Raw genomic sequence first — 23,785 nt, forward strand, 5'->3', positions numbered from 1 at the left:
TCGCGGACGGAACGAGTGTCAGCCCCGTGATGAGAATGCCGGCCGCGGCGGCTGCTGTCGCGCGGCGGCGGCGTGGACCCCGATAGAGCAAGTTGCACTCCTCGTCGTATATGGAGGAAATGGGTCAATGACAACGTTGTCACTAGTCCGAAACACCTGTCAACGAATCTTGGAGGGTGTCCCTGCTCTCTTCCGCCAGGCCCTGCAATCGTTACCCAGGCAGCGCCGGCCCGCCGACCCGTAGGAGCCGGTCCTGGGGCGCGAGCTCCTCGACCAGCCTGTGCAGCTCTCGCTCATGGTGCGGGAATCTTCGTGCCAGGCTCACCGACTACCTCGATGAGGCTCGGCTGAAGCAGCCAATCTCGCCGGCCGTCGATCCAACTATCCGTCACTCGTCCCACCCGCCGAACCCGGGACTGCAGGCCCAACGCCCGCCCGCTCGCGGTCCGCACGATGCCCTCGCGCACCGCTCACCACGAGCGCCCGCGCAACCAGGCGTGCCGAGCTAGGAGAGCTCGTTGGCCACTGCTTTGGTCTGGCTCATTGCTGTGGCCGCTGCTGTGGACAGCTCCGGCTGCACCCTCGGTACAGTGCGCTCCCATGGCCGAACGCGTCTCCGTCGACGATCTGGGAATCTGGGTCATGCGCCCCCACGGGACTACGGGACTTCCCTGGGTGGAAGTAACCAGGGTCGCCGTGTACGTCTCGGTGTTGCCCCCTGACGGTCGGCGCATCGTATGGATGGACGCCACGCATGTGTCGGGTGAGTTCGTGGAGATCAATAGCCTGACCGACGGGTTCGAGGAAGCCGTGGCCGCTGTCATCTCCCGGTCGGGTCGCGGCCCGGTGGACCTGGCCCGCTTGCATTCGTCGGATCCCCCTGTCGAGATCTATCGCGCGGAGGGATAGGAAGGCCACGATCCGTGCCGACCGCCCGCAAGGCGTCTGACCCCGTAACGGCACCGAATCGCGCCATGCCGCTACCGACGGCGTGACGGCCTACCTCGCGGGGACGCAGAGATCTACAACATCACGGACGCCGCCGTGCGCGAGGACCCGCGGCCCGAGCCGATGCTGTTCTACAGGTCCATCGCGTAGACCAGGACCTGCCGACAGGTATCCGGCTGCACCGTCTCGCGCTCCAGCGACATGCCCAGCTTGACCATCACCCGCGCAGACGCCTCGTTGCCGACGACGTGGATGCTGACCAGCCGCCGCAGGCCGAGCTCGGCACGGGCGTGGGAGACAACAGCCTCGGCCGCCTCGGTGGCCAGGCCTCTGCCCCAGAAGGCGCGGCCGAGCCGCCAGCCGATCTCCACGGCCGGCATGATCTCGGCCAGGAAGGCTGGTACCGCCAGTCCGGTGAAACCGGCCAGCTCGCCGGAAGTGGACATTCTCGCTGCCACAAGGGGCCACCGACCGTTACCCCTTTCAGATCCGCCGAAGAGGTCACCCAAACGACTGCTGCTCGCCACGGCCTACGCCGATGGCAACCGCCCGCCCAACGGCGTCGACCACGTCGCGGAGGCCTTGTCCACCCTCGGCGCGTCCAGGCCGACCGCGTCATTCCTCATCAGCAGGCATGGAGAGCCACTGACATCCACTCAGAGCTGCTCACGAGTATTTTCGTCATTTATCACAGATTATTCCGCTTCCCGCCACTTGTAGACGGGCGGCAAGGCCCGAGCCACGGCGACGACCCGGCGGCGCCGAAATGATCAGGACCAGGGTCGACGGGCTAAACACTGTGTTTAAACATCGTGTATGGTTCCGTGGAGAACCTGGACCTCGATCTGGATAAGTGATGAGCAACTCGACTTTTCTCCTCGTACACGGCGGGCACCACGGCGAGTGGGTTTGGGCGCCGCTTCAGAACGCCATGACCGAGCGCGGACTCGCCAGCCGCACGGTGACACTGCCCAGCGCGGTCACCGACGTCGACAAGGGCGAGCCGTACCCGGGCATGTATGACGACGCGAAGGTGATCCGGGACGCGATCGCCCAGATCCGGGGCGATGTGATCGTCGTTGCCCACTCGTACGCCGGCGTTCCAGTCACGGAGGCCGTCAGCCGCGACTCGAACGTCGTACACGTGGTCTATGTCGCCGCCTACATGCTCGACGTCGGCGAGAGCATGTTCGGCACGCACGGCGTGCCGTCTCCGGAATCGCTGAGCGGGCTGCGCCCGGCCGCGAACCCGGACCTCAACCTGCCGCTCGCCTTCTATGACGGCGACCCGGATAACCCGGACACGGCCAGGGCTATCGCGCGGCTCGTGCCGCAGAGCGTGCGCGCCGACTTCGAGACGGTTACCCGGGCGGGCTGGCGCCAGGTGCCGAACAGCTACGTGATCCCGACACATGACCTCTCCCTTACGGGCACGGTCGCGGAGCAGCTGGCCGAGCGCGCCGATCGAGTCTTCCGCGTGCCGGGCAACCACGCGCCGTTCTGGTCGAACGTGACGGAATTCGCAGATTTGCTGGTGAAGATCGATGGCCTCGTTCACGCGGCGCGGTAGGGCGGACGACGGCGGGCAGGCGACCACGGACCGCCGGATTCTGTTGGCGGCGGAGCGCCTCATTGAGCAGGGCGAGCGGTACACCGAGATCACGGTGCAGCAGATCCTCGCCGAGGCGGGCATCTCGCGGGCCACGTTCTACGCGCACTTCCGCGACAAGACCGACCTCATTCTGCGGCTTACCGCAGAGCTACGGCAGCAACTGCTCGATATGGCGCGGGCCTGGGATCCCGGCGCGGGTGAGGATGGCGCCGATCGGTATACGCGGTTCTTCGTCGACGTCATTGCGCTGCACCGACGGAAACGGCTTCTACTCGCCGCGCTGCGCGAGGTTGCCGGTTACGACGCTGCGGTGCGTGGCTTCTACACCGCAGATCTGGAGGGCTTCGACGAGGCCGTGCTGGAGACTCTCGTCGAACAGCAGCGGGCCGGCAAAACCCCTGCCGACCTGGACCCCGCGGCCGCCAGCCGGGTGATCGTCTGGGGTGGTGCGCAGGCCATCGCCCGCCACATCGAGGTGGACGACGGTAGCGGCGACGCGGCATTCGCCCGGGAACTCGGATGGATCTGGTGGTACGGCGCCTATCGCCGGCCACCCATCAGCAAGGAGAAAGCACAGTGAACCATGGAATTCCGGCTCACCCCTTGGCCGGTCGCACCGCTCTCGTGACCGGCGGTGGACGCGGCATCGGTGCGAGCATCGCAGGACTGCTCGCCACGGCCGGCGCCCGGCTCGCGCTCGCAGGACGGTCGCAGGAGTCATTGCTTGAGGTAGCCGCAGGCCTGCCGGATGACACCGTAACCATCGCCGTCGACCTGGGAAAGTCCGGCGAGGCCGAGCGCTTGTTCACCACCGCGGTCGAGCAGCTGGGCCGCGTCGACATCCTGGTGAACAACGCGGCCGCCGAGAACTTCACGCTCGGCAGCGAGCTGACCGAAGACGAGTCCGACGAGATCTGGCGAATCAACACCCGGTCGCCGCTCATCCTCGCCGGGCGCTTCGCCAAGCACATGGGCGCGAACGGCGGCGGCAGCATCGTGAACCTCTCGTCGGTGATCGGCAGTGAGCGGGCCATCGCCAACCAGAGCCTCTACGCCACCACGAAAGCGGGCGTCGACGGCATGACGCGTGCACTGGCCGCCGAGTGGGGTAAGCAGGGCGTACGCGTAAATGCCGTTCGCCCCGCAGTGACCCGGTCGGACATGTCCGCCGCCATCTTCGCCAGCCCCAACCTCACCGAGACTCTGACGGCGCAGTACGCCCTCGGCCGGATGGGAGAGCCGAGGACATCGCCGAAGCCGTGCTGTTCTTCGCCTCCCCAGCCAGCTCCTTCATCACAGGGCAGACCTTGAGCGTCGACGGCGGGTGGATCACAGCGCTGGTCCACTGAATCCGTGACCTCCTCGATGAGGTCGGCGGCCACGACAGTGCGCCAGGTGAAAGCCGCCGTCACAGGCCCGATCTCCAGCGAGTTAGGCAACACCGGGCGATCAACGTCCGGCAGGACTGTCCGTTTGCACAGCGACCACAGCCGCATCCGCGCCTGCCCGCCCTCCCTGGTAGGCGCTGCTCGACGTGACTGGGCTGGTCGTGATCCCTCGAAGCAGCAGTACGCGCGGGCGCTGCGCACGCTCCTACTCCCTGAGCCTCATGGATGCCGAACGGCAGCGGCTCGCCACCCGAATCCAGGTGCTCCATGGCCAAGAAACCCGACGACAAGATCGACTTTAAGAAGAGCCTTGACGCCTACCAGGCGCACCGAGGCCGGTTCCGGATAGTCGACGTACCCGACATGCAGTACCTCATGACCGACGGTCATGGCGATCCCAACACCTCGCCCTCCTTCACGCAGGCGGTCGAAGCGCTCTATCCGGTCGCGTACAAGCTGAAGTTCGCCAGCAAGCGGGACCTCGGGCGCGACTATGTCGTCCCGCCCCTGGAAGGCTTGTGGTGGGCCGAGGACATGGCCGCCTTCACCGTGGCACGGGACAAGTCGCGGTGGGACTGGACGCTGATGCTCATGGTCCCCGACTGGATCGATCAGACCATGTTCACCACCGCCGTCGAGCAAACCGGTGCCAAGCGCCGGCCCGCACGTCTCGACGATGTCCGCCTCCAGACGCTGTCCGAGGGGCGGTGTGTGCAGACGCTGCACATCGGTTCCTTCGACGACGAGGCCGGCTTCCTCGCCCAACTGCATCACGGGTTCATCCCCGAGAACGGGCTTCGCCTGGCCGGAACCCATCATGAGATCTACCTCAGCGACCACCGCAAGGTCGCGCCAGACAAGCAGCGCACCATCCTCAGGCAGCCGATCACCATCGGCACCGAGGGGTGAGCGGGATTTCCCGTGGGATCGGTGTACCAGATATGGGCGCGCTGGCCCGCCTAACAGGGGTCCCGCGTAACACCGTCCGCGTTCGAAACTCCCGCGCTACCCACCGGGGCAGCGGTTATCGCCGCCGCTGTGCTCCTGGCATCTCGTCGGCGGTGGCGGCGCAGGCGGGGGCGGGGCGAGATCCCGGTACGCTCCGGCGGCGACCGGAACGGCAAGTACGCCGAGACCGAGCGCGATGACCAGGTAGACGGCGGCGGTCCGGCGCAGGAGCCCGCTGCGGGCCACGACGGCGATCACCACCGGGCCGACCACCACCTCGGCGGCCAAGAGCAGCAGGGCCACGTTCGCCTTACGCGCCAGTGCGTCAGCTCCGACACCCTGGTCACTGTGCTGGTCTGCCCAGCCTTCGAGGCCGAGGGCGAACATCCACCCGAGCAGCACCAGGCCACCGATGAGCCACGCCACCGTCAGGAGCGCGACGACGCCTGGCGCCCAAGGCGCCGCAGATCGACGATCCACGCCTGCACGCTATCCAGGAATGACAAGTGAGACGAAGGTGGCAACCGGTCGGCGGCAGATCCGAGGTACCCCGGGCTCGGCGTCGGCACCCCGCTGGGGTCCTTTCCTCGGGCCGGCCGCCGTCTGGCCCGGCGTCGCGATCGCCGCGCTATGGGAGCGGAGCGCTGGGCGGATTTCCGTCTGTCAGACAGGCGCTTGAAGACTGACCAACGCGCCGGACGATGAACGCCGTCAGGAGGGCTCGAAGTTGCCAAGACCAGACCAGCCCCCCGGCTCCATCGGCTACGCGCAGGCACCGCTCGCACAGAAGACTGTGTCGGGGCCCGTGTTCGTGCTGCCGCAGAACAGCGCAAACGTTGCTACCGACGGTAGACCTCCGGGATGGCGTCCTTGATCTGTCGCACGGTCTCGGCGACGTCCAAACGAGTCGTATCAACACCGACGTATCGATAGTCGGCGTCGGTCGCTTGCCGGATGGTCCGATCTTCAGGAATCAGGTCCACCATGTCACGCCAGTCCTGCGTCGTCTGCTTCGCTCTGGTGATCCGCCGGTCGTCACGCACGTCCTTGTCGACCAGGAGCTCAACCATGTACACGGACCTCGGCGGCGAGAGCGACTGACGAAAGGCAAGGTAGTCCGGGTAGTTGCGTAGGAAGCTTCCGGCGATGACGTTGACGTAGCCAGCGGTCCAGAAGTTCTCCACCAGGGCGGCAACGTTACGGCGGAGCAGGCCGAAGAACTCGTCGTCCATCGGGCATGGATTGGTCTGCCCGATATCTTCAGCGTCAATCCGAGCGCCGTCGGGCGTGTGGGCCAGCAGTTCACGAACGATGGTCGATTTACCGGCACCCTCCTCGCCGTTGACCAGGATGAGACGGTTCCCCAACGTCGGCGAGGCCGGCCGCTCCGGAGCGAACATCCATGGATTATGGATGGTCTCGAAGACGCAAAGTTGTCCGCACCGTCGTCGGGATGTGCGAACGTCGCCGGCTTTCTAGGGCGTAGGCAACCATCACCGAGTGCACGGACATCGGCGGGCTCTTCGTCGACCCTGTGTTCCCGCACGAGCCACTGCGCGCTACACCCCGGTGAGCTGCGCGCCGTCCGGACCGCTCCTCGCCGCGATCGACGGCGCGGGGCCGACTTGGTTCGGAAAAGTCGGCGTCGACGGCGCACAGTCGGCCGATCGGCCTCCCTCCGGCCCGTCAGCGGGCTCCCCCGTCCGAGGGAGCATGCTCACCCATCGCGGGGAGGTCTGGCATTTCGGTGCGCGAGATGCTGGTGCAATCGGAACGAAGGGACACACCGTGACCACCGTAAGACCTGAGCCGTCGCCTCCGCTGCTCGGCGACGGGCGTCGGCCGGTACGGACAGCCAACCTCGTACCGCTGCGGACGCTGCCGTTGGGCCCATGTCAGATGCGGCTGCCGAAAGCGGCCGTATGAACACCACGATCGTCGAGGACCTGCCGGTGGCACCGCGATGGTTTCGCCTCACCGCGCTAGACGAGCGCACCACCCTGATCGAGGAACCTCACGTCCGTGGCCTGCTGCGCGCGAATATCTGGCACCTGCGTGGCCGCGAAGGCGATCTCCTCATCGACTGCGGACTGGGCGTCACCACGCTGGCACCGCTGCTGCGCGAACGCTTCGACCGCGAACCCGCGCTGGTCCTGACTCATGGACACCTCGACCACATGGGCTCCGCGCACGAGTTCAGCCGGGTCTGGGCGCATCCGCTCGAACACGTCGACAGTCCCGCTCCCGGCTCCCTGCTGGGTCCCGTCCTGGCCGCCCAAATGGGTCTGCGCGAGACCCTGCCGCCCGCGCTGCTGACCGCCCGTCCGCACAGCGACTACGACCTCGGAAACTACCGAGTCCAACCCGCGACGCCCACCCGCTCACTGGCCGACGGCGACATCTTGGACCTGGGCGACCGCCGGCTGACCGTCCTGCACCTGCCCGGTCACAGTCCCGGCAGCATCGCCCTGTTCGACGAACATGACGGCACGCTGTTCAGCGGGGACGTCATCTACGACGACGTCCTGCTCGACTCCCTGCCCGGCAGCGACCCCGAACAGTACGCACACTCTCTCCGGCGGCTACGCAGCCTGCCGGTACGGCTGGTGCACGCGGGACACGGACGCGGCTTCGGTCAGGAGCGCCTGCACCACCTCATCGACGATTACCTGCGTGAGCACCTTGACGCGACCGACGAGCACCGTCGCGGGAACGAACGCGATACGTCGAAGTCAATGCGCCAAGGAGATCACTCGCGCTGAGGAGATCCGGCACCGCGGGGGCGCCTTCCGACGCAGAGAGGGGATCTCATGTTCGCCGCGTACGTCACGGTCACCATCGTCGCCGCCGTCTTCACCGGCTCCGCGGCCGTCACCTACCTGGCCGGGCACCGCTACCCGAAGGCCCAGTTGGACATGAAGCGCCTGCCCCGCTCGTGGGGACCGAAGTTGGGCATGTTGCTCGCGGCGGGTTCGTTGGGGTTGCTGTCCGGATTCGCCGTGCCGCTGCTGGGTGCGCTCGCCGCCGCCGGCCTCGTGCTCTACTTCATCGGCGCGTTCGGCGCCCACCTGCGGGTAGGTTCCCGCCAACTTGTCGGACCGGCCGCGTTCCTCGCCGTCTCCCTGGCCGCACTGGTCCTGATCCTCAACTACCACGACCCGTGGTGACCCGCCGCCATACGTCCAAACCGAAGGTGGTGCGACTTGTCGAATGAGGATTTCGAGCCGTCGAGGCCGATGTGCAACGATCCGAAACACCTGATATGCCCGCTAGACTCCCGAGGTATGACTGACCACGCGCAGTCCTTGCTGAGCACCATCGGTGGACCCCAGGACCTCAAGACCCTGGCACCCGAGCAGATGACAGTGCTGGGTGCGGAGATCCGGGACTTCATGATCGCTAAGGTGGCGCGCACCGGCGGTCACATCGGCCCCAACCTCGGTGTCGTCGAGCTGACGCTTGCGATGCACCGGATCTTCGACAGCCCGCGCGACCGTTTTATCTTCGACACGGGGCACCAGGCCTACGTGCACAAGATTCTGACCGGACGGCAGCGCGGGTTCGACCTCTTGAAGCAGCGAGGCGGGCTCACGGGATACCCGAGCCGAGCCGAGAGCGAACACGATCTCGTCGAGAACTGTCACGCCTCCACCGCGTTGTCCTACGCCGACGGAATGGCCAAGGCCTACGCCCTGCGGGGCGAGCGGCGGCACGTCGTGGCGGTAGTGGGGGACGGTGCCCTCACCGGTGGTATGTGCTGGGAGGCGCTCAACAACATCGCCGCCACCGGCAACCGGCTGGTCATCATCGTCAACGACAACGGTCGCTCCTACGCGCCGACCATCGGCGGGCTCGCCGATCACCTCGCGTCCCTGCGGCTCAACCCGGCGTACGAGAAGGTGCTCGAACTCGCCAAGGACGCCCTGGAGAAGGCGCCGTTGGTCGGCAAGCAGCTGTTCGACACCCTGCACGCGGTGAAGAAGGGCATCAAGGACGCCGTGGCGCCGCAAGCGATGTTCGAGGACCTCGGGATCAAGTACGTCGGACCGGTCGATGGCCACGATCAGGCGGCGATGGAGTCAGCACTCACCCGGGCCAAGCGGTTCGGCGGCCCGGTCATCGTGCACGCGGTGACGCAGAAGGGGCACGGTTACGCACCCGCCGAGCAGGATGAGGCCGACCGGCTGCACGCGCCTGGAGCCTTCGATCCGGAGACGGGCAAGCCGCTGGCTGCGTGGAGCCTCAAGTGGACGAAGGTGTTCGCCGACGAGCTGGTGGCGATCGCGGGTGAGCGGCCCGATGTCGTCGGCATTACGGCTGCCATGCCGGAGTCGACAGGTATCGACAAGCTCGCCGCCGCGTACCCGGACCGGGCGTTCGACGTCGGTATCGCGGAGCAGCACGCCACCACGTCAGCCGCGGGGCTCGCGCTGGCCGGGCTGCACCCGGTGGTGGCCATCTATGCGACGTTCCTGAACCGGGCTTTCGACCAGGTGCTGCTGGATGTGGCACTGCACAAGCTGCCCGTGACCTTCGTGCTCGACCGGGCAGGCATCACCGGGCCGGACGGGCCCAGCCACTACGGCATTTGGGATCTGTCCATCCTCGGTGTCGTGCCGGGCCTCCGGGTGGCCGCGCCTCGTGACGCTGAGACCCTGCGCACGTCACTGCGCGAGGCGGTGGCGATCAACGACGGCCCGACCGTGGTGCGCTTCCCGACCGGGTCGGTGCCGGCGGCGCTGCCCGCGCTGCGTCAGGTCGGCGGTGTCGACGTGCTCGCCGAGACGCCTGAGCGCGAGGATGTCCTGCTGGTCACGGTAGGACCCTTTGCTCACCTCGGCGTACAGGTCGCGGCCGAGCTGGCGAAACGCGGCTTCGGCGTGACAGTGGTCGACCCACGCTGGGTCCGTCCCGTACCGGTCGAGCTGGTTCAACTCGCGGGCTCGCACAAGCTGGTCGTGACGATCGAGGACGGCGTACGCAACGGTGGCATCGGCGACGCGGTCGCCAGACTGCTGCGTGACCACGACCTGGATGTGCCACTGCGCGACCTGGGTGTGCCCGCGCGGTGGATCGACCATGGCACCCGCTCCGAGATTCTCGCTGAGGTCGGCCTGACGGTTCCCGATGTGACGGAGCGGGTCGGGGGCTGGATCGAGGCGTTGTCGGTGCCTGCCAAGCCGGGGCTGTCCAGCGTCAGTCGCGGCTAGCGGGTCTGCGCCTCGATCCGGCCGAGATCTCTGCCTGCGCGGCTGCGGCAAGCCTGAGGCAATGCCGGCAAGCTCTTGAGGCACAGGTCTCGCCGGGACGTATTCCGACCAGTCGCGGTCGGCGATGCCGGAGTGAGAGGCGCTGCGACGGACTGGGTCCGCCACGCTCACCCGGGACCATCGGATTCAAGGGCGCCTTCCGTGATGAGGGAGGCGTGATGAGTGCATCCGTGACCACGTGGGGTGCGGGCGACTATCCGGCCATGGCGCGGCGGCTGATGCCGGTCGCCGAAGCGGTGGTGGCAGCTGCTGCGATCCAGCCGGATGACCGGGTGGTCGACGTCGGCACCGGTACGGGCAACGCCGCGATACTGGCCGCACAGTGCGGAGCCCGTATCGTCGGGGTGGATCTGGAGCCCGCGCTGCTGGAGCTGGCTCGGCGGCGTGCCGCGGGTGACGCCCTGGCGGTCGATTGGCGGGTCGGCGACGCGTGCCGGTTACCCCTTCCAGACGACTCGGCCGACGTGGTCCTGTCCGTGTTCGGCGTGATCTACGCGAACGACCACGACGCGGCAGCCCGAGAGCTGAGCCGGGTGTCTGCCCCCTCGGGCCGAGTCCTGCTGGCCGCCTGGACACCGGGCAGTCTGTTGCCGGCCATGGGGCAGGTCCTCGGCCCATATCTACCGCCGCCGCCGGCCGCAGGCGCCCCGCCGAGCCAGTGGGGTGACCGCGAGCTGGTCGGACGGCTCCTCGCAGCCGCCGGCCTGCGGATCACGTCGGCTGTCGTTCACCGGTTGGGTTTGAGCTTCGCCAACGCCGACACAGCGACCAACCTGCTGATCGACAGCGCCGGGCACGTCGTCGCCGAACGGGAACTGCTCGTGGCACAACGTCGGTGGGAGGCGTTGCGCGCCGACCTACGTTCGTTCGTTGACGATCGCGGGGTGGCCGATGGCGGTCACTTCCGGCTGGAGCTCGAATACCTGCTTGTGACGGCCACGCCGGCATCGGAGGTGACAGTATGACGCGCGCGCAGCTGGACAAGCAGCCGCCGGCGGTCGCCGCGATGTTCGACGGCGTCGCCGAACGGTACGACCTGGCCAACAGGATCATCTCGTTAGGCCAGGACGCCCGGTGGCGGCGAGCGACCAGAGCCGCGTTGGGCCTGCGCCCAGGCGAACGCGTGCTCGACGTGGGCGCCGGCACCGGCGTCTCCACCGAGGAACTGGCCCGCGCCGGGGTGTACGCAGTGGGAGTGGACCTCTCCACCGGCATGCTGCAGGTCGGCGGACGCGTCCGGCCCGCGGTGCCGCTGGCGGCAGGCGACGCGCTGCGCCTGCCGTTCCCGGATGGCGCGTTCGATGCGGTGACCACTTCCTTCGCGCTGCGCAACGTGGTCGATCTCGAGGCTGCCTTACGCGAGTTCGCCCGGGTCGTCAGGCCAGGCGGGCGGCTCGTGGTCTGCGAGTGCAGTCACCCGACGAACCCCGCATTTCGTACGCTCTACCTCGCCCACCTACTCCGGGCGATACCCGTAGTGACCCGATGGCTTTCCAGCAACCCGGACGCCTACGTCTACTTGATCGAATCCATCCGTGCCTGGCCGAACCAGCCGGACCTGGCGAAGCGGATCGCCGCGTCGGGCTGGCAGCGGGTCGGTTGGCGCAACCTCAGTGGCGGTGTCGCCGCGCTGCACCGCGCCACCCGCCGTTGATTCGTCTGCTCCGGGAAACGTCCGCTTCCGCCGCAGAAGGCACGATGACACGGGCGCACTCGTCGACCGCCACTGCCGTCAATCAGCAAAGGCGAGGCCACGCTCAGCCAGTGCGGCGGCAAGGGTGCGGACCGCCTTCGGCCCGACCCCGTGCAGAGCCAGTAGATCGCGGCGCCGGTGGGCGGCCACTTGCGCAAGCGTGGTGATACCGGCTTCGAGCAAGGCGGTGTTGGCTGGTCGTCCGATCGGTGGCAGGTCACCGATCTGTGCGGGTTCGCGGCGAGTACTCATGCGATCACGATATTAGTCCGCCCACTGAATTCGCGGAGCTTGTCAAGGGCTCCGCGTCTCTACGCGGTGGATCATCGACCACGCTCGAAGTCCATTACCGACATTCCTGGTTCGGTTGAGGCGACCCCCGGCCTTCTGGGTGTCGAACCACGACAATGTAGCGATGAAGCGGATCTTTCGGTCCCGGCCGATCATGACCGAGGAGACGCACCGGGCGACCACGGTCGAGATCTTCTTCGACCTCGTGTTCATCTTCGCTCTCACCCGGATCGTCCTGCTCATGGGGCGGCCGCCCACGTTTCTCAGCTTGGCGCAGGGGCTCATCCTCCTGCTGCTGCTCTGGACCACCTGGACCATCTACACCTGGGTGGGCAACCTGGTCCGCGCCGACGCCGGCCTGGTCCCCGCCGGAGCGATCGTGGCGATGGCGGCCGTCTTCGTGGCCGCCCTGGTCATACCGAATGCCTGGCAGCACGGGAACGAGGTCATGGACGCACCCCTGATCCTGGCCTTGGCCTACATCGCACTTCGAGCGATCAACATCGCCCTCGGCCTGCACGCAGCGGGTGGCGACCGGCAACTGCGCTTCACGCAGGGCCTCTTCGCGACCACGGCAATCCTCGCGTGGATACCGCTCGTCCTCGGCGCCCTGCTCCACGGAACCGCTCAGACCCTGCTCTGGGGAGCGGCATTCGTCATCGACCTCAGCGGCGGCGTCATCGCCTCGGCCGTCAGCGGGTGGCGGCTGCGCAGCCCCAGCCACTTCGCCGAACGGCACGGCCTGGTGTTGATCATCGCGCTCGGTGAGTCACTGATCTCGGTGGGGACCGGAGCCGAGTTGGCAGTGACGCGCGGCCCGGTCCTGCTGGCAGCGTTGCTCGCGATCACCAACGCGGTGTGCGGGTGGCGGCTCTACTTCAAAGAGACCGCGATGGTCGCGCGCCGCGGCTTGGAAACGGCACCTAGCGCACAGCGCGGTCGGATAGCCACCTACGCGTACAGTCTGGCGCACTTTCCTCTGGTCGCCGGCGTCATCTACGGCGCGCTTGGCGTCGAACAAGTCCTCGGCCACCTGGCCCATGGCGAGCCCTGGCACGACACCCGGCTGGACTGGGCCTCCACCGTCGCGTTGTACGGCGGGACGGTTCTTTACCTCACCGGTCGACTACTGTTCCTCCGGCTCGCCGTCCAGTCCGCCCCACGAGCGCAGATAGTCGCCATCGGCGTGGCGCTGCTGCTGCTACCCGCCGCCCGGAACCTGCCCGCCCTGGCCGCGCTCGGGCTCCTCACCGCGTTCCTCGTCGCCCTGGTCTGGTACGAGCAGTTCAGCGTGGGCTCACGACACCCAGTCGCGGGCGAGGCAACTCCGGCCTGACCCATTCCGACCGTGAGGTGTCGAGCGTTCCGCCACGCCCCCACGGGCAGCCCGTGTCAGGCAGCGGACGCCGAACGCCGCGACGGAGAGGATCCTTCAATACAGTCGAGGACCGCCGGCTGAGGGCGTGCCAGCTCATCACCAGCCGACCCGAGCGCCTGAGGCCCGCTCCGGGAACCCGCGGGCTCGACTTTTCCTGTGCCCATCGTCGTTAGCCGGACATGGCGCGCGGCCCTCGGAGGATGACGGGGAAGCGTTCGGTCGCCCGGCTGCGCCGGGGCCCGGCAGCAGGTCGATGTCGTTTGCGTGCATCGGCTCGCCGCACTGGGCGCAGCTCAGGTCGACACTGCTGATCTCGCCGCAGGCGCGGTGGCGGTAGAGCACGGGTGGGCCGGCCGCGCCGGCGAGCCACTTGTCTCCCCAGCCGACCATCACCATGAGCAGGTCGACCAGCTCGGTGCCCTTCTCCGTCAGGACGTACTCGTAGCGGGGTCGCCGGTCGTAGGGGCGGCGCTCGAGCACGCCCTGCTCGACGAGGTGGTTCAGCCTCTCGGTCAGAACCTTGCGCGAGATGCCGAGGTCGCCCTGGAGTTGCTCGAACCGGGTGAGCCCGACCCACACGTCGCGCAGGATCAGCGGTGACCAGGGCTCTCCGATCACGTCGAGCGTACGTGCGATCGAGCAGGCCATCTTGCTGAAGTCCGTGCGCTGCATGGGCTCAGTTTACCAATCGGGGTTCCCTGAGGGAACTTGAGTTGTTACGGTCACAGGGTCCCTTGAGGGAACCCAGGAAGGATCGCGGAGATGAGCAAGGTCATCAGCGCCCACGCCGTCTCGGTCGACGGTTACATCACCGGCCGGGAACCCGGCGCGGGGCGCGGGCTCGGCGACGGCACGATGCTCTTCGACTGGTACTTCAACGGCGACACCCCCAGCCAGGTCTTCGACGGATTCCGGTTGAGCGCGCCCAGCGCCCGGATCTTCGACGCCTTCGCCCGGCGAGTGGGCGCAGTCGTGGCAGGCCGCAACACCTACGAGGACTCCGAGCACTTCGGCGGCGGCAGCCCCCACCCGGCGGCCCCACTGATCCTCCTCAGCCACCGGCCGGCACCGGAGCTGACCGAACGGCAGACCCTCGTCACCACCGGCATCGAAGACGCAGTCGCCACGGCCCGCGAGGCCGCCGGCGCCAAGGACGTCGGCCTCATGGGCGGTGGCGTCGTGACCGAGGCGCTGAAGGCGGGCCTCGTCGACGAGGTGGTTCTCCATCAGGTGCCGGTCCTGCTCGGCGGCGGGCGCCCCTTCTTCCAGTCACTGCCCGAGCACGTGCGCCTCCGGCTCATCGAGGCCGTCCCGGCGCCCGGCGTCACCCACCTCCACTACGCCGTCGAGCGATGACCGGCATCACCGGCGCGGCGGCCTCGCTCGCCGATCAGCACCGCCAGAAGCCCGCCCGGAACCTAGGCCAGGAGATGACGACCATGCTCAACCCCGACGTACGCCGCGTGCTCGACAGCACCCCGATCGCCCACCTCGCCACCGTCCTGCCCGACGGCGCCCCGCACTCCGTTCCGGTCTGGATCGGCACGCACGGCGAACACATCGTGATCCTCACCGGTCCGGGCAGCCGCAAGGCCCGCAACCTGCGCCGCGACCCGCGGGTAGCGCTCTCCCTGACACCAGCCGACAACCCGGCCCAGCCAATCATCGTCCGCGGCCGCGTGATCGAGTGGCTCGAAGGCGACGCGGGCTGGACGGTCATCGACCAACTCGCCACCAAGTACATCGGCCAGCCGTACTCGCGAAGCGAGGAGCGCGTCGTCGCGGTCATCGAACCCGAGCGGCAGACGGTGGGCATCGGATGAGCGGGTCGAGCACTCGCAGGAGATAGGGGCCATTCGATCATTTGATCCGCTGGCTGCCGGTGGTCGAGAATCGGCGCCGTGACAGACGTGGAGTTCTCCCAGGACTGGATCAAGCTGCTCGGCCGACTCGACCGGCAGGTGTCTTCCGGGCGGCCTTCGCCGGACACTGCGGCGTTGTCCGAGTTGATGACCAGCTATCAGGTGCCGGGGGTCAGCATCGCCGTCGGGCACGTGGATGGGCGGGTCTGGGCCGCGGGATACGGCGTCACAGGTGGCGAGTCGTCAACGCCGGTGACCGCGGACACCGCTTTCGCGGCCTGTTCGATCAGTAAGCACGTCGCCGCGTTCGGCGCACTGCTGCTGGTTCAGAACGGCGTCCTGAACCTGGACACCGACATCGACGAGTACCTCACCTCGTGGCACCTGCGCGACCGCGCGGGTCGGCAACCGAGAGTTACGGTACGCCAACTACTGGCACACACGGCAGGGCTGTCCGACACCTGGTACCGCGGCTATGCCGCGGGTCGCGCCCCGTCGCTGCGGCAGGTCTTGGAGGGCAGCGGCTCGACGACCACTCCCCCGGTTCGATCGACCCTCTTGCCGGGTAGCCGATTCCGATACTCGGGCAGCCACTACTCCGTACTCCAGCAGCTGATGGTGGACGCGACCGCAACCCCGTTCGAGGAGCTCATGCGGACTCTGGTGCTGCAACCGTTGGCGATGGACGACAGCAGCTTCGACCAGCAGGTCCCGCACCAGCGACCGCCGCAGCTGGTGGCTCGTGGCCATCACGGTGGCGGCACAGGGATTCCCGGCGGTTGGCGAGTGCAACCGGAGGCGGCCGCGGCTGGACTGTGGAGCACCCCGACCGACCTGCTCCGGCTCGACCTCGAGATCGCCCGGGCGGTCGCCGGCGAGTCGAAGCTGCTCGACCGCGACCTGGCCACCGAGATGTGGACGCCGCAGATTCCGGGCGGCAGCTACGGCCTCGGCACCGAGGTCGACGACCGCGCCGGGCGCCGTCGTTTCGGACACACCGGGCAGAACGTCGGCTATACGTGCTTCTCCTACGTGTGGCCCGACAGTGGCATCGCGGTCGCCGCGATGACCAACTCCGAGGATGGCTGGGAGCTGCTGGCCATCATCCGCGCCACTGCGGACCGTCGGTACGCCACCCGCATCGCGGCCGCGCCACTCGGTGATATGACGGGCCGCTACCTCTTGCACGACGGCTACCCGATCGACATCGCGGTCACCGACGGCCAGCTGACCTTCTCCGCTGCGGCCCAGCAACCGGTCGTCCTCCTGGCGGAGCCGGACGGTCGCTACCTGCACCCGGGGCTTGACCTGGAAGTCCGGTTCCTACCGACCCACGACCAGGCCTGCGTCCTGGAACTGTGGCAGGAGGGAGTCACCCAGACCGCGAGACCAGCAACCGAGCAACCAGAGTCGCCGAGCATTCACCCGTGAGCTGGCGGCGGCCGGCGATGTGCTGGACTGCGAAGACTGCCTAGAGTCACGATGGAATCCGGTCCAGGACAGCCCGCCGAGCGCTGCTGCCTCCGCGCCACCGCGCCAAGGCCCGCGAGACCTCGACCGCTAACGGCCTATCGATCACTGGAAGCATGCCGTACTAGTCTTCGCCGCATGGCCTTGCGACCGGACGAGTTCTTTGACCATGTAGTCGCCGTCGCGGACAGCGAGCGTCGGCTTCCGTTGGCGCGCATGACGGGATGGGAGATCAGTCCGTTCGAGCCGGATGGACTGCGCGTAGCGCCGTTGCGCCCGCCGGTGCTCCCCGAGCCTGCGCGGCACGGCGAGGATCCGTCGGGCTGCAACGCCTGCCGCGACCGGGACGAAGGGATCTGGTTCAACGATCACTGGCGGCTGGTCCGGATTCCCGGAGTGGGCGTCCCGCTGGTGCTCATGCTGTTTCCGCGCGATCACTACGACATGGCGGATCTACCGGACGAACTGGCCGCCGAGCTGGGCCTGCTGAGCACTCGTATCGTTCGCCACGTGCAGGCGCTGCCGAACATTTCGCGAGCTCACGTCTACCGCATTGGAGATGGTGGCGCCCACCTGCACGTCTGGTTCTTCGCTCGCCCAGAAGGGCAAGCCCAGTTGTACGGGTCGTGGCTGGTCGTCTGGGACGACCTGCTACCGGAGTACCCCGCGGACGTCGCAGAAGCTGACGCGGAGATCGTCGCAGACGCGCTGGTCGCGTCCCATGGGGGCAGCCGATCGGCCGTCACCCCACCGGCTGCCTGACCGGTTGATCCGCAGCAGCCACTGCTCCCCTCACCGTTGCGCCGCCATCCTCCGCCGCGGGCGTCAATGTCTGTCCTGCTGTTCGGGCATTCCTCCGTTGGTAGCGTTCAGGCTGGCGGCGATCTGAGCCGGGAGTGGGTAGACACGTTCGATGGGCAGGTGGGCTGCCGCCGCGTGTTCGTCACCGGCGCGCAGAAGCTCACGGACACGCTGCACGGTGGCGGTGATGTCCGTGACGGCAACCACCCAGTCGTCCACGTACCGGTCGACGGCCTCGCCGGACAACCCGACCTGCAGCGATCGGTAGGGCAGCGCCTTCAGCTGCAGTGACCGTTCCGGATCCCACTGCACTCGTACCGGGCTGGCCTTCAGTTGCCGCGACCAGGCCTTCCTGTCGCCGTGCAGGTCCCGGTCGTAGTGACTCAGGCAGGCTCGCGCCAGCGCCCACTCGAAGCCCTCCCGGCCGATGTCGATGGACAGCACGTGCTCTTGCCCTGGCTGCGTGGCCCAGCCGCAGCGGTACATCATCCACAGGAAGGACGGCTTGATCCAGGTCATCCGATCTCGTCTGAAGGGGGCCACGAAGCGGCCGGCTGCCACCGCTGGCAGCGCGATCTGCGGCGAATACGCCTGGTACACGGTGATGGTGTCGGCCGTGTAGCGGGCGCGGATCTGACGGGTGGGAACGGACACCGCATGATCCTCACCGATCAGGACCCGACCGCTCCACACAATTCCGCACCCACGCCGGCGGCGGGGCCCCTTCTTCCAGACCCTCCCCCAGCACGTACGCCTGCGCCTCATCGAGGCCGTCCCGGCGCCCGACGTCACCCACCTCCACTACGCGGTCGAGCGATGACCGGCACCGCCGACCAGCACAGTCAGAAGCCCACCCGGAACCTACGCCGGGAGACGAGAACCATGCTTAATTCCGACGTACGCCGCGTGCTCGACGACACCCCGATCGCCCACCTCGCCACTGTCCTGCCCGACAGCGCCCCGCATCCGTCCCGGTCTGGAGCGGCACCCACGGCGAACACATCGTGATCCTCACCGGCCCGGGCAGCCGCAAAGCCCGCAACCTGCGCCGCGACCCACGAGTCGCGCTCTCCCTGACACCAGCCAACAACCCGGCCCAGCCAATCATCGTCCGCGGCCGCGTCATCGAATGGCTCGAAGCGGACCCGGCTAAACCAGCCGGCACAGACATCGGCCGACGTGGCGGTGCACTCGCTGGCCGATGATCGGGTGCCTCACAGCCTGAATGCCCTACGAGCAGCTTCTCGAGGGTGCAGATCGGTATCCGCCCGCGGTCCGCCAGAATCTACGCGTGACCTTCGACGCCTATCGGCTCCAGCAGGCCTTCGACGAGGCCGAACTCCACGCCGACACCGACACGCTGCGGGCGCTGCTCGCCGATGACTTCCGATCCATTGGCGACCAGGGCCACGTGCTGGACAAGACACAGTGGATCGGCAAGTTTGTCGAATTCGCCTACCTCAGCCTGGACAGCAGCGACGTCGAGGTGCACCGCTATGAGCATGCCGCCATCGTCCGCTGCGTCCAGCGCAGCCGCTCGACCTGGCGGGACCAGGAGATGGCCCTGACCGTCCGCGTCAGCCAGACCTGGGTCGAGCAGCCCGAGGGCTGGCAACTTGCGGGCATTCAGTTCAGCAGCCTCGGTGAAGCCTGACCGTCGCCTCTCGGTCCGACATTCGGCATCAAGGCCACGACCAGCAATTCATGTCGCGCGGTCCGGATGCACGGATCTGCCGCAGACGGGCGCGACGCTCCGCCGTAGGTGAATCCCCCACGGCGCACCTCACCCGGCTTCATCCTTGATGGGTCGAGGAGACGTCGTCGACTCAGGGGCTTTCCGCTGGTATCCGCACTCGTCGTGAACCCAGCGGTCAAGGTAGGTCGCCCTGTTGACTTGCGTATCCACGACCGCGAGCCATTCGGCCGCCGCCCGCTTCATGTGTCGGACCGCGGCGGCGTCCTGTTCCGGCGATCCCCTTCCAGGGGCGTCCATCTCATCTGTCAGTGCTCCCCAGATGAGGTTGAGCGCGGTCGGTATGTCAGGCAGGTACGCTGCTCGGGGGGTCTTGGACATGGCGCTCATGGCCAGCCCCTGAAACTCGAGACCCGCCTCGTAGGTGGGCCAGCCCTCTTCGACATCGAGCACAAGACGCGCCTGGTCCGCGGTTGCCTCCAGGAAGCCTTCGGGCCCGTGTTCTGGATGCCAACGACCTGCCACGACAAGGACGCTACGCCAGCCGCCAGAAGCATCCGGCTAACCCCTGCCGCCGAGCGGGCGGAGCCTGAATCGCCGCGGACGCATTCACTCATCTGCCGCGTTGCGCGCCGGAGGCGACCATTTCGCGCACGGCGGTCATCTGCCGGAGTGACGGCACGGGAGGCTGATCCAGGGTTCGAGGGTGCGACCGGAGTTCCTAGGGCGGTGAACAGCGGTGGAGACCTGGCACCTACGTGAGGGGAACCGAGGTCGGGTGGTCCGACGGAGCGCCGAGGAACGCGCGGATCCATCCTGACCGCAGGCCGCAGCCGCCGCCTCCGCAGCCCGATCAGGAACTCGGGGCGTCGCGTTTGAGGCGCTGCAGCTGTTCGACCTTGCGTTCGGCGCCCTGCCGGGAGTACGAGCCGAGCGCCGAGAGCGGTATGACGGCGTCTGAGTCGTCAGAGAGGCGGAGGACCGGAGCGTAGAGCGGTAAGCCTCCTCGTACGTCGATCTGCGAGCAGTCGACCGACTGGATCGCGCTCCACGGTGTGAACTTGTCACGGCTGTCGAAGCGTCGAACGCGGACACCGCCCGCGTCGATGACTACGCCGAGTCGAAGAGCCCGCCAGATCCCGGCCACGCCACTCGTGAGGAGCACGCATCCCAACACGATGCCGAACCAGTCGCGCTCGGCCACAACGTCCCCGGGGGTGAAGTACGTGGTGCCCAACAGCGTCCACAGCGTGAAGATGACGACCAGGACCGGGATCTGAATGCGTGGCCTGATGACGATGCGGCTCATGGCGGGCATATTACAAATGGCCAGCGCGGGCAACAGGAAAGCCCGGTTGGAGCTGCTGCGTCGGATCACCGGGCCAACGGGCTGCCGGTAAGGTCCGAGGCACGGATCAGCCGCCGTCACCGCCCCGCCACTGAGCGAAGCCATCACGCCCGGTAGCTGGTCTCGGGGCCAAGCAGCCACCTGGCCGCCGATGAGAGCACGTTCTCCGGGGCAGTCGTGAACGCAGTCCCACCCGCTCGGAGTGCCCTCGCCGGCTGAGCCACGCGGTCCCCGAGCCAGCAGATCACCGAGGCAGCGATAGCCTGCCGTCATGACGAGCGCCGAACTGGACGAGTTGATCGTCGCCGACGCCGACGCACTGCGGGTGTGGTTGTCGGCCAACCACGCCACGTCGCCCGGTGTCTGGCTCGCCCTGACCAAGAAGGGCGGCACGGTCACGACGCTGACCTGGCAGCAGGCGGTCGACGAGGCCCTGTGTTTCGGCTGGATCGACGGGCAGGCCCGTAGACGGGATCAGGACAGCTCCTGGATCCGGTTCACCCCGCGCCGGCCCCGCAGTTCCTGGTCACAACGCAACGTCGCGAATGTGGCCCGGTTGGAGGCGCACGGGCGGATGCTGCCCCCAGGCCGCCTCGCGGTGGAGGCCGCGAAGGCGGACGGGCGGTGGGCGGCCGCCTACGCCCCGCCGTCGGAGGCCGAGATGCCGGCCGACCTGCTCGCCGCCATCGCCGCCGACCCCGCCGCCCAGGCCATGTTCGACGTACTAACGAAGACCAACCGGTTCGCACTCATCTACCGCGTCAATGCCGTCAAGCGGGCACAGACCCGAGAGCGGAAGATCGGCGAGTTCGTCGCCATGCTGGCCCGCCACGAGACCATCTACCCGCAGAAGGCCAAGCCTTCGACCTCGCCGCAATCGGCAGCTGGGCTCTGACTGCGGACGATGGCGTGCCGCATTGCGCAGGACTGAGCGGTGACGTCCGGCGGTCAGGTCGCCGACGGATCAGGCTTCGTCCCAACGCTCGGCGTCGGCTCCCCACCCGGACGGCGCTGCCTGACGTACTTCGTCTCGGCTCACCGTCCGCAGGTCGGCCGCTCGGACCTTCACGACCGGGACGTCGAAGGCGAACTCCACGTTCGACCCATCGGCGAACGAGACCGTCACGTGAGTGTCGGGACCTGCGGGGTGGTTGTCCATCCATTGCACGTGGACAACCTCGGCCGTCAGGGATCCGTCCGGACGCACCAACACGAATCCCTCGAGGTCGCCCTGGGCAACATCCGGTTGGAGCCGTCCACGCTGCTGCGCGAGCTGCTGCTCTCGCCAGCGACGTCGTGCGTCGGTGTCCGCCACGGAGTGCATTCTTCAACGGGCCAAGCAGCCGCGGAACCCGCGACGTGCGCGACCCACGAAGTATGAACGTCCGGATCTGCCGCTGATCAAGGCGGCACCGATCGGCCAAGGTCGGGGGTGCGCTGATCTGCCGCCGTAGGTGCGCCGGCCGCGGGCGGTCCCAAGCGTTTGCGCCTCCTTGGCGCTGGCGACCCCGCTCCCAGCCTGTCTACGCAGTCAGGATGGGTACGTGTTGCCGGGCGTCGTTGCGATCAGCACATCGGCCACCGGCTGCCAACCGAGGGTCATGTAGAGGCGTTGGCCGTCCTCGCTGGCGATGAGAATGCCGTGTTCGACGCCTTCTTCGATCGCGGAACCGGCCAGTGCGCTCATGACCGCACTGGCCAGGCCCTTGCGGCGATGAGCCGGCGTGGTCTCGATTCGGTCTGCGACCGCATCGGTTCCGGCCAGTCCCATCGTCCCGCGCGCGCCAACCTCTCCCGACTCGTGCCGTACCGTCGCCGTGACCAGGCTGTCGCTTCCGCGCGAGTCGACCTGGGTCAGGAGCCGGTACGGCGCCACGGGCATGTTCTGCGGATGCCCCCGAAGATCGGCCGTCATCAACAGTTCCGAGTGCTTGAGCACGATCAGGCCTGCGGCAACCAGTGCCGAGGCCGCCCTTGCCGGGTCGGTGGTGGGCACGGTCAGCCACGTGACGGTGTCCTCACCGGCGACCAGCTCAGCCAGCCTGGTGAGCGATGAGAGATCCTCGCCGGCGTCGAGCGCCACATATTCGATGTCGCGGCCGGGCTGCATGCATCGGACCCGCAACGCGCCGCCTACGTCTTCGGCGGCGGGCAGTGTGCGGGCCACGGACCAGCCACGCTGCCAGCGGACGATGAGATCTCGCAGGTCGCTCACCCATCGAGTAGATCAGTTGCACCTGAGTGACCCGCCACGCCCTGGCGCAATGAGCCCGAGGTCACGACTCTGTCTTCACGCGCTTATGGGTGCGCGCGAGTGGTTGATCACCTCCCCGCATCTCCACCACCGTTCCAGCGACTCCTTCCCGGATGAGCTGCAAGACCACCGCCACGACATCAGCTGGGGGGATCAGCGGGCCGGTTGCCGCGCGTTCGGCGTGACTCATGAGCGCCCACTGAGCCTGGGCACGTTCGAGACCGATCCAGTCGGGAGCCACGCACATCACCCGAACGCCGTGGCTGGTCGCCAAGCCGCTCAGGCTGGAGGTGAAGCGGATGAGACCAGCCTTGGCGGCCCCGTACTCGGGTGATCCGTATGACGTGGAGTCGATGCCTGCGCTGGACGAGATGTTGATGATCGCGCCGCTGCCCTGTTCACGCGTGGGTGCCATAACAAGCTGGCTGAGCATCATCGGGGCGACGAGGTTCAGGTTGATCGTCGCTGCCCACTCGTCGGCCGTCGCTTCGGGATATTGCCGCCGCGGAGTCCAACCACCGGCATTGTTGACGAGCACGTGGGGGCCTCCCAGCTCCCGCGCGGCGGAGACGATGCGGTCGGCATCGGATGGCACTCGGACGTCGGCGCACACCTTGCGCACCGGCACTGCACGCGCCTCGATCACGTGGGCGCACGCCTCGGCAGCTCGTTCATCGCGATCGACGACGATGATGCCGTAATAAGTATCGGCGAGCCCGATGGCGATCTCTCGACCCAAGCCACCGCCGGCCCCCGTCACGATCGCGATTCGCGCCATGGTCGCCCTCCCTGCGTCGCCCCTAGACGCCCGTTCCTACCCGAGGACTCC

The 23,785-nt window shown here is 67.7% G+C and carries 28 protein-coding genes and 1 pseudogene; 18 read left to right on the plus strand and 11 right to left on the minus strand.

Going from position 1 to position 23,785, the window contains the following annotated elements; all coding sequences use genetic code 11:
* The first annotated feature begins 600 nt into the window (after window positions 1–600).
* Window positions 601–909 (plus strand): hypothetical protein, encoded by a 309-nt coding sequence (locus D7044_RS13545; protein WP_120689074.1) that lies wholly within the window; start codon window positions 601–603, stop codon window positions 907–909.
* Window positions 910–1,079: 170 nt separating this feature from the next.
* On the opposite strand, the gene D7044_RS13550 is transcribed toward D7044_RS13545, so the two are convergent.
* Entirely contained in the window at window positions 1,080–1,475 is a 396-nt protein-coding gene (locus tag D7044_RS13550) for a GNAT family N-acetyltransferase (RefSeq protein WP_411710982.1), read from the minus strand.
* Between the two features lie 329 nt (window positions 1,476–1,804).
* Here D7044_RS13550 and D7044_RS13555 point away from each other — a divergent pair, with 329 nt between their 5' ends.
* From D7044_RS13555 to D7044_RS13570, 4 genes and pseudogenes are all read left to right on the plus strand, one after another.
* Complete coding sequence (locus tag D7044_RS13555) at window positions 1,805–2,518, plus strand: alpha/beta fold hydrolase (RefSeq protein ID WP_120689077.1); 714 nt, start codon at window positions 1,805–1,807, stop codon at window positions 2,516–2,518.
* Window positions 2,493–3,140, plus strand: a complete 648-nt coding sequence (locus D7044_RS13560) for a TetR/AcrR family transcriptional regulator (protein ID WP_120689079.1) — start codon at window positions 2,493–2,495, stop codon at window positions 3,138–3,140. Before D7044_RS13555 ends, D7044_RS13560 begins: the two co-directional genes overlap by 26 nt.
* A pseudogene (locus D7044_RS13565) lies at window positions 3,080–3,909 on the plus strand (SDR family NAD(P)-dependent oxidoreductase). The gene D7044_RS13560 and the pseudogene D7044_RS13565 overlap by 61 nt, the downstream one beginning before the upstream one ends.
* A gap of 306 nt (window positions 3,910–4,215) precedes the next feature.
* Window positions 4,216–4,857 (plus strand): GyrI-like domain-containing protein, encoded by a 642-nt coding sequence (locus D7044_RS13570; protein ID WP_120689082.1) that lies wholly within the window; start codon window positions 4,216–4,218, stop codon window positions 4,855–4,857.
* Between the two features lie 96 nt (window positions 4,858–4,953).
* On the opposite strand, the gene D7044_RS13575 is transcribed toward D7044_RS13570, so the two are convergent.
* Entirely contained in the window at window positions 4,954–5,376 is a 423-nt protein-coding gene (locus D7044_RS13575; protein ID WP_120689084.1) for a DUF6234 family protein, read from the minus strand.
* A 359-nt stretch (window positions 5,377–5,735) separates the two neighbouring features.
* On the minus strand, window positions 5,736–6,296 hold the full coding sequence (locus tag D7044_RS13580; RefSeq protein ID WP_120689085.1) for a hypothetical protein: 561 nt from the start codon (window positions 6,294–6,296) through the stop codon (window positions 5,736–5,738).
* Between the two features lie 522 nt (window positions 6,297–6,818).
* On the opposite strand from D7044_RS13580, the gene D7044_RS13585 reads away from it, so the two are divergent.
* The 5 genes from D7044_RS13585 (at window position 6,819) to D7044_RS13605 (ending at window position 11,820) form a co-directional block, all read left to right on the plus strand.
* The gene (locus tag D7044_RS13585; RefSeq protein WP_158609991.1) at window positions 6,819–7,658 is read left to right on the plus strand and encodes an MBL fold metallo-hydrolase; all 840 of its coding nucleotides are present in this window, start codon (window positions 6,819–6,821) and stop codon (window positions 7,656–7,658) included.
* A gap of 48 nt (window positions 7,659–7,706) precedes the next feature.
* Complete coding sequence (locus D7044_RS13590) at window positions 7,707–8,063, plus strand: DoxX family protein (RefSeq protein WP_120689089.1); 357 nt, start codon at window positions 7,707–7,709, stop codon at window positions 8,061–8,063.
* Window positions 8,064–8,180: 117 nt separating this feature from the next.
* Complete coding sequence (dxs, locus tag D7044_RS13595; RefSeq protein WP_120689091.1) at window positions 8,181–10,106, plus strand: 1-deoxy-D-xylulose-5-phosphate synthase; 1,926 nt, start codon at window positions 8,181–8,183, stop codon at window positions 10,104–10,106.
* 218 nt (window positions 10,107–10,324) lie between these two features.
* The gene (locus D7044_RS13600) at window positions 10,325–11,131 is read left to right on the plus strand and encodes a class I SAM-dependent methyltransferase (RefSeq protein ID WP_147434653.1); all 807 of its coding nucleotides are present in this window, start codon (window positions 10,325–10,327) and stop codon (window positions 11,129–11,131) included.
* Entirely contained in the window at window positions 11,128–11,820 is a 693-nt protein-coding gene (locus D7044_RS13605; protein WP_120689094.1) for a demethylmenaquinone methyltransferase, read from the plus strand. The genes D7044_RS13600 and D7044_RS13605 overlap by 4 nt, the downstream gene beginning before the upstream one ends.
* 78 nt (window positions 11,821–11,898) lie before the next feature.
* Here D7044_RS13605 and D7044_RS13610 read toward each other — a convergent pair whose 3' ends face one another.
* The gene (locus D7044_RS13610) at window positions 11,899–12,111 is read right to left on the minus strand and encodes a helix-hairpin-helix domain-containing protein (protein WP_120689096.1); all 213 of its coding nucleotides are present in this window, start codon (window positions 12,109–12,111) and stop codon (window positions 11,899–11,901) included.
* Window positions 12,112–12,274: 163 nt separating this feature from the next.
* Between D7044_RS13610 and D7044_RS13615 the strand changes: the two genes are divergently transcribed.
* The gene (locus tag D7044_RS13615; RefSeq protein WP_120689097.1) at window positions 12,275–13,486 is read left to right on the plus strand and encodes a low temperature requirement protein A; all 1,212 of its coding nucleotides are present in this window, start codon (window positions 12,275–12,277) and stop codon (window positions 13,484–13,486) included.
* A 138-nt stretch (window positions 13,487–13,624) separates the two neighbouring features.
* Here D7044_RS13615 and D7044_RS13620 read toward each other — a convergent pair whose 3' ends face one another.
* Window positions 13,625–14,200, minus strand: coding sequence for a winged helix-turn-helix transcriptional regulator (locus D7044_RS13620; RefSeq protein WP_120689099.1), 576 nt, complete (start codon window positions 14,198–14,200; stop codon window positions 13,625–13,627).
* A 90-nt stretch (window positions 14,201–14,290) separates the two neighbouring features.
* Here D7044_RS13620 and D7044_RS13625 point away from each other — a divergent pair, with 90 nt between their 5' ends.
* From D7044_RS13625 to D7044_RS13640, 4 genes are all read left to right on the plus strand, one after another.
* On the plus strand, window positions 14,291–14,884 hold the full coding sequence (locus D7044_RS13625) for a dihydrofolate reductase family protein (protein ID WP_120689101.1): 594 nt from the start codon (window positions 14,291–14,293) through the stop codon (window positions 14,882–14,884).
* Window positions 14,881–15,351: a PPOX class F420-dependent oxidoreductase gene (locus D7044_RS13630; protein ID WP_233564976.1), complete on the plus strand. Its 471-nt coding sequence runs from the start codon at window positions 14,881–14,883 to the stop codon at window positions 15,349–15,351. Before D7044_RS13625 ends, D7044_RS13630 begins: the two co-directional genes overlap by 4 nt.
* Window positions 15,352–15,429: 78 nt before the next feature.
* Window positions 15,430–16,821 (plus strand): serine hydrolase domain-containing protein, encoded by a 1,392-nt coding sequence (locus tag D7044_RS13635; protein WP_147434654.1) that lies wholly within the window; start codon window positions 15,430–15,432, stop codon window positions 16,819–16,821.
* A 177-nt stretch (window positions 16,822–16,998) separates the two neighbouring features.
* Window positions 16,999–17,622 carry an HIT family protein gene (locus tag D7044_RS13640; RefSeq protein ID WP_199716611.1) on the plus strand — a complete coding sequence of 208 codons (624 nt, stop codon included), beginning with the start codon at window positions 16,999–17,001 and terminating at the stop codon, window positions 17,620–17,622.
* Between the two features lie 63 nt (window positions 17,623–17,685).
* On the opposite strand, the gene D7044_RS13645 is transcribed toward D7044_RS13640, so the two are convergent.
* A complete protein-coding gene (locus D7044_RS13645; RefSeq protein ID WP_120689104.1) occupies window positions 17,686–18,315 on the minus strand; it encodes a DUF4291 domain-containing protein in 630 nt (209 codons plus the stop codon).
* 350 nt (window positions 18,316–18,665) lie between these two features.
* Between D7044_RS13645 and D7044_RS33410 the strand changes: the two genes are divergently transcribed.
* Window positions 18,666–18,866, plus strand: a complete 201-nt coding sequence (locus D7044_RS33410) for a pyridoxamine 5'-phosphate oxidase family protein (protein ID WP_325050892.1) — start codon at window positions 18,666–18,668, stop codon at window positions 18,864–18,866.
* A gap of 86 nt (window positions 18,867–18,952) precedes the next feature.
* Window positions 18,953–19,315 carry a nuclear transport factor 2 family protein gene (locus tag D7044_RS13660; RefSeq protein WP_120689257.1) on the plus strand — a complete coding sequence of 121 codons (363 nt, stop codon included), beginning with the start codon at window positions 18,953–18,955 and terminating at the stop codon, window positions 19,313–19,315.
* A gap of 129 nt (window positions 19,316–19,444) precedes the next feature.
* Here D7044_RS13660 and D7044_RS13665 read toward each other — a convergent pair whose 3' ends face one another.
* Both D7044_RS13665 and D7044_RS32365 read right to left on the minus strand, forming a co-directional pair.
* Window positions 19,445–19,879, minus strand: coding sequence for a hypothetical protein (locus D7044_RS13665; protein ID WP_147434655.1), 435 nt, complete (start codon window positions 19,877–19,879; stop codon window positions 19,445–19,447).
* Between the two features lie 328 nt (window positions 19,880–20,207).
* Window positions 20,208–20,663 (minus strand): PH domain-containing protein, encoded by a 456-nt coding sequence (locus tag D7044_RS32365; protein WP_158609992.1) that lies wholly within the window; start codon window positions 20,661–20,663, stop codon window positions 20,208–20,210.
* A 310-nt stretch (window positions 20,664–20,973) separates the two neighbouring features.
* Here D7044_RS32365 and D7044_RS13675 point away from each other — a divergent pair, with 310 nt between their 5' ends.
* A complete protein-coding gene (locus D7044_RS13675) occupies window positions 20,974–21,597 on the plus strand; it encodes a YdeI/OmpD-associated family protein (RefSeq protein ID WP_120689110.1) in 624 nt (207 codons plus the stop codon).
* Window positions 21,598–21,666: 69 nt separating this feature from the next.
* Here the strand turns inward: D7044_RS13675 and D7044_RS13680 are convergent, their stop codons facing one another.
* From D7044_RS13680 to D7044_RS13690, 3 genes are all read right to left on the minus strand, one after another.
* Complete coding sequence (locus D7044_RS13680; protein WP_147434656.1) at window positions 21,667–22,017, minus strand: hypothetical protein; 351 nt, start codon at window positions 22,015–22,017, stop codon at window positions 21,667–21,669.
* 216 nt (window positions 22,018–22,233) lie between these two features.
* Window positions 22,234–22,917: a GNAT family N-acetyltransferase gene (locus D7044_RS13685; protein ID WP_120689115.1), complete on the minus strand. Its 684-nt coding sequence runs from the start codon at window positions 22,915–22,917 to the stop codon at window positions 22,234–22,236.
* Between the two features lie 61 nt (window positions 22,918–22,978).
* The gene (locus D7044_RS13690; RefSeq protein ID WP_120689117.1) at window positions 22,979–23,734 is read right to left on the minus strand and encodes an SDR family NAD(P)-dependent oxidoreductase; all 756 of its coding nucleotides are present in this window, start codon (window positions 23,732–23,734) and stop codon (window positions 22,979–22,981) included.
* Between the last annotated feature and the right edge of the window lie 51 nt (window positions 23,735–23,785).

The sequence above is a fragment of the Micromonospora musae genome, assembly GCF_003626635.1.
Lineage (GTDB): Bacteria > Actinomycetota > Actinomycetes > Mycobacteriales > Micromonosporaceae > Micromonospora > Micromonospora musae.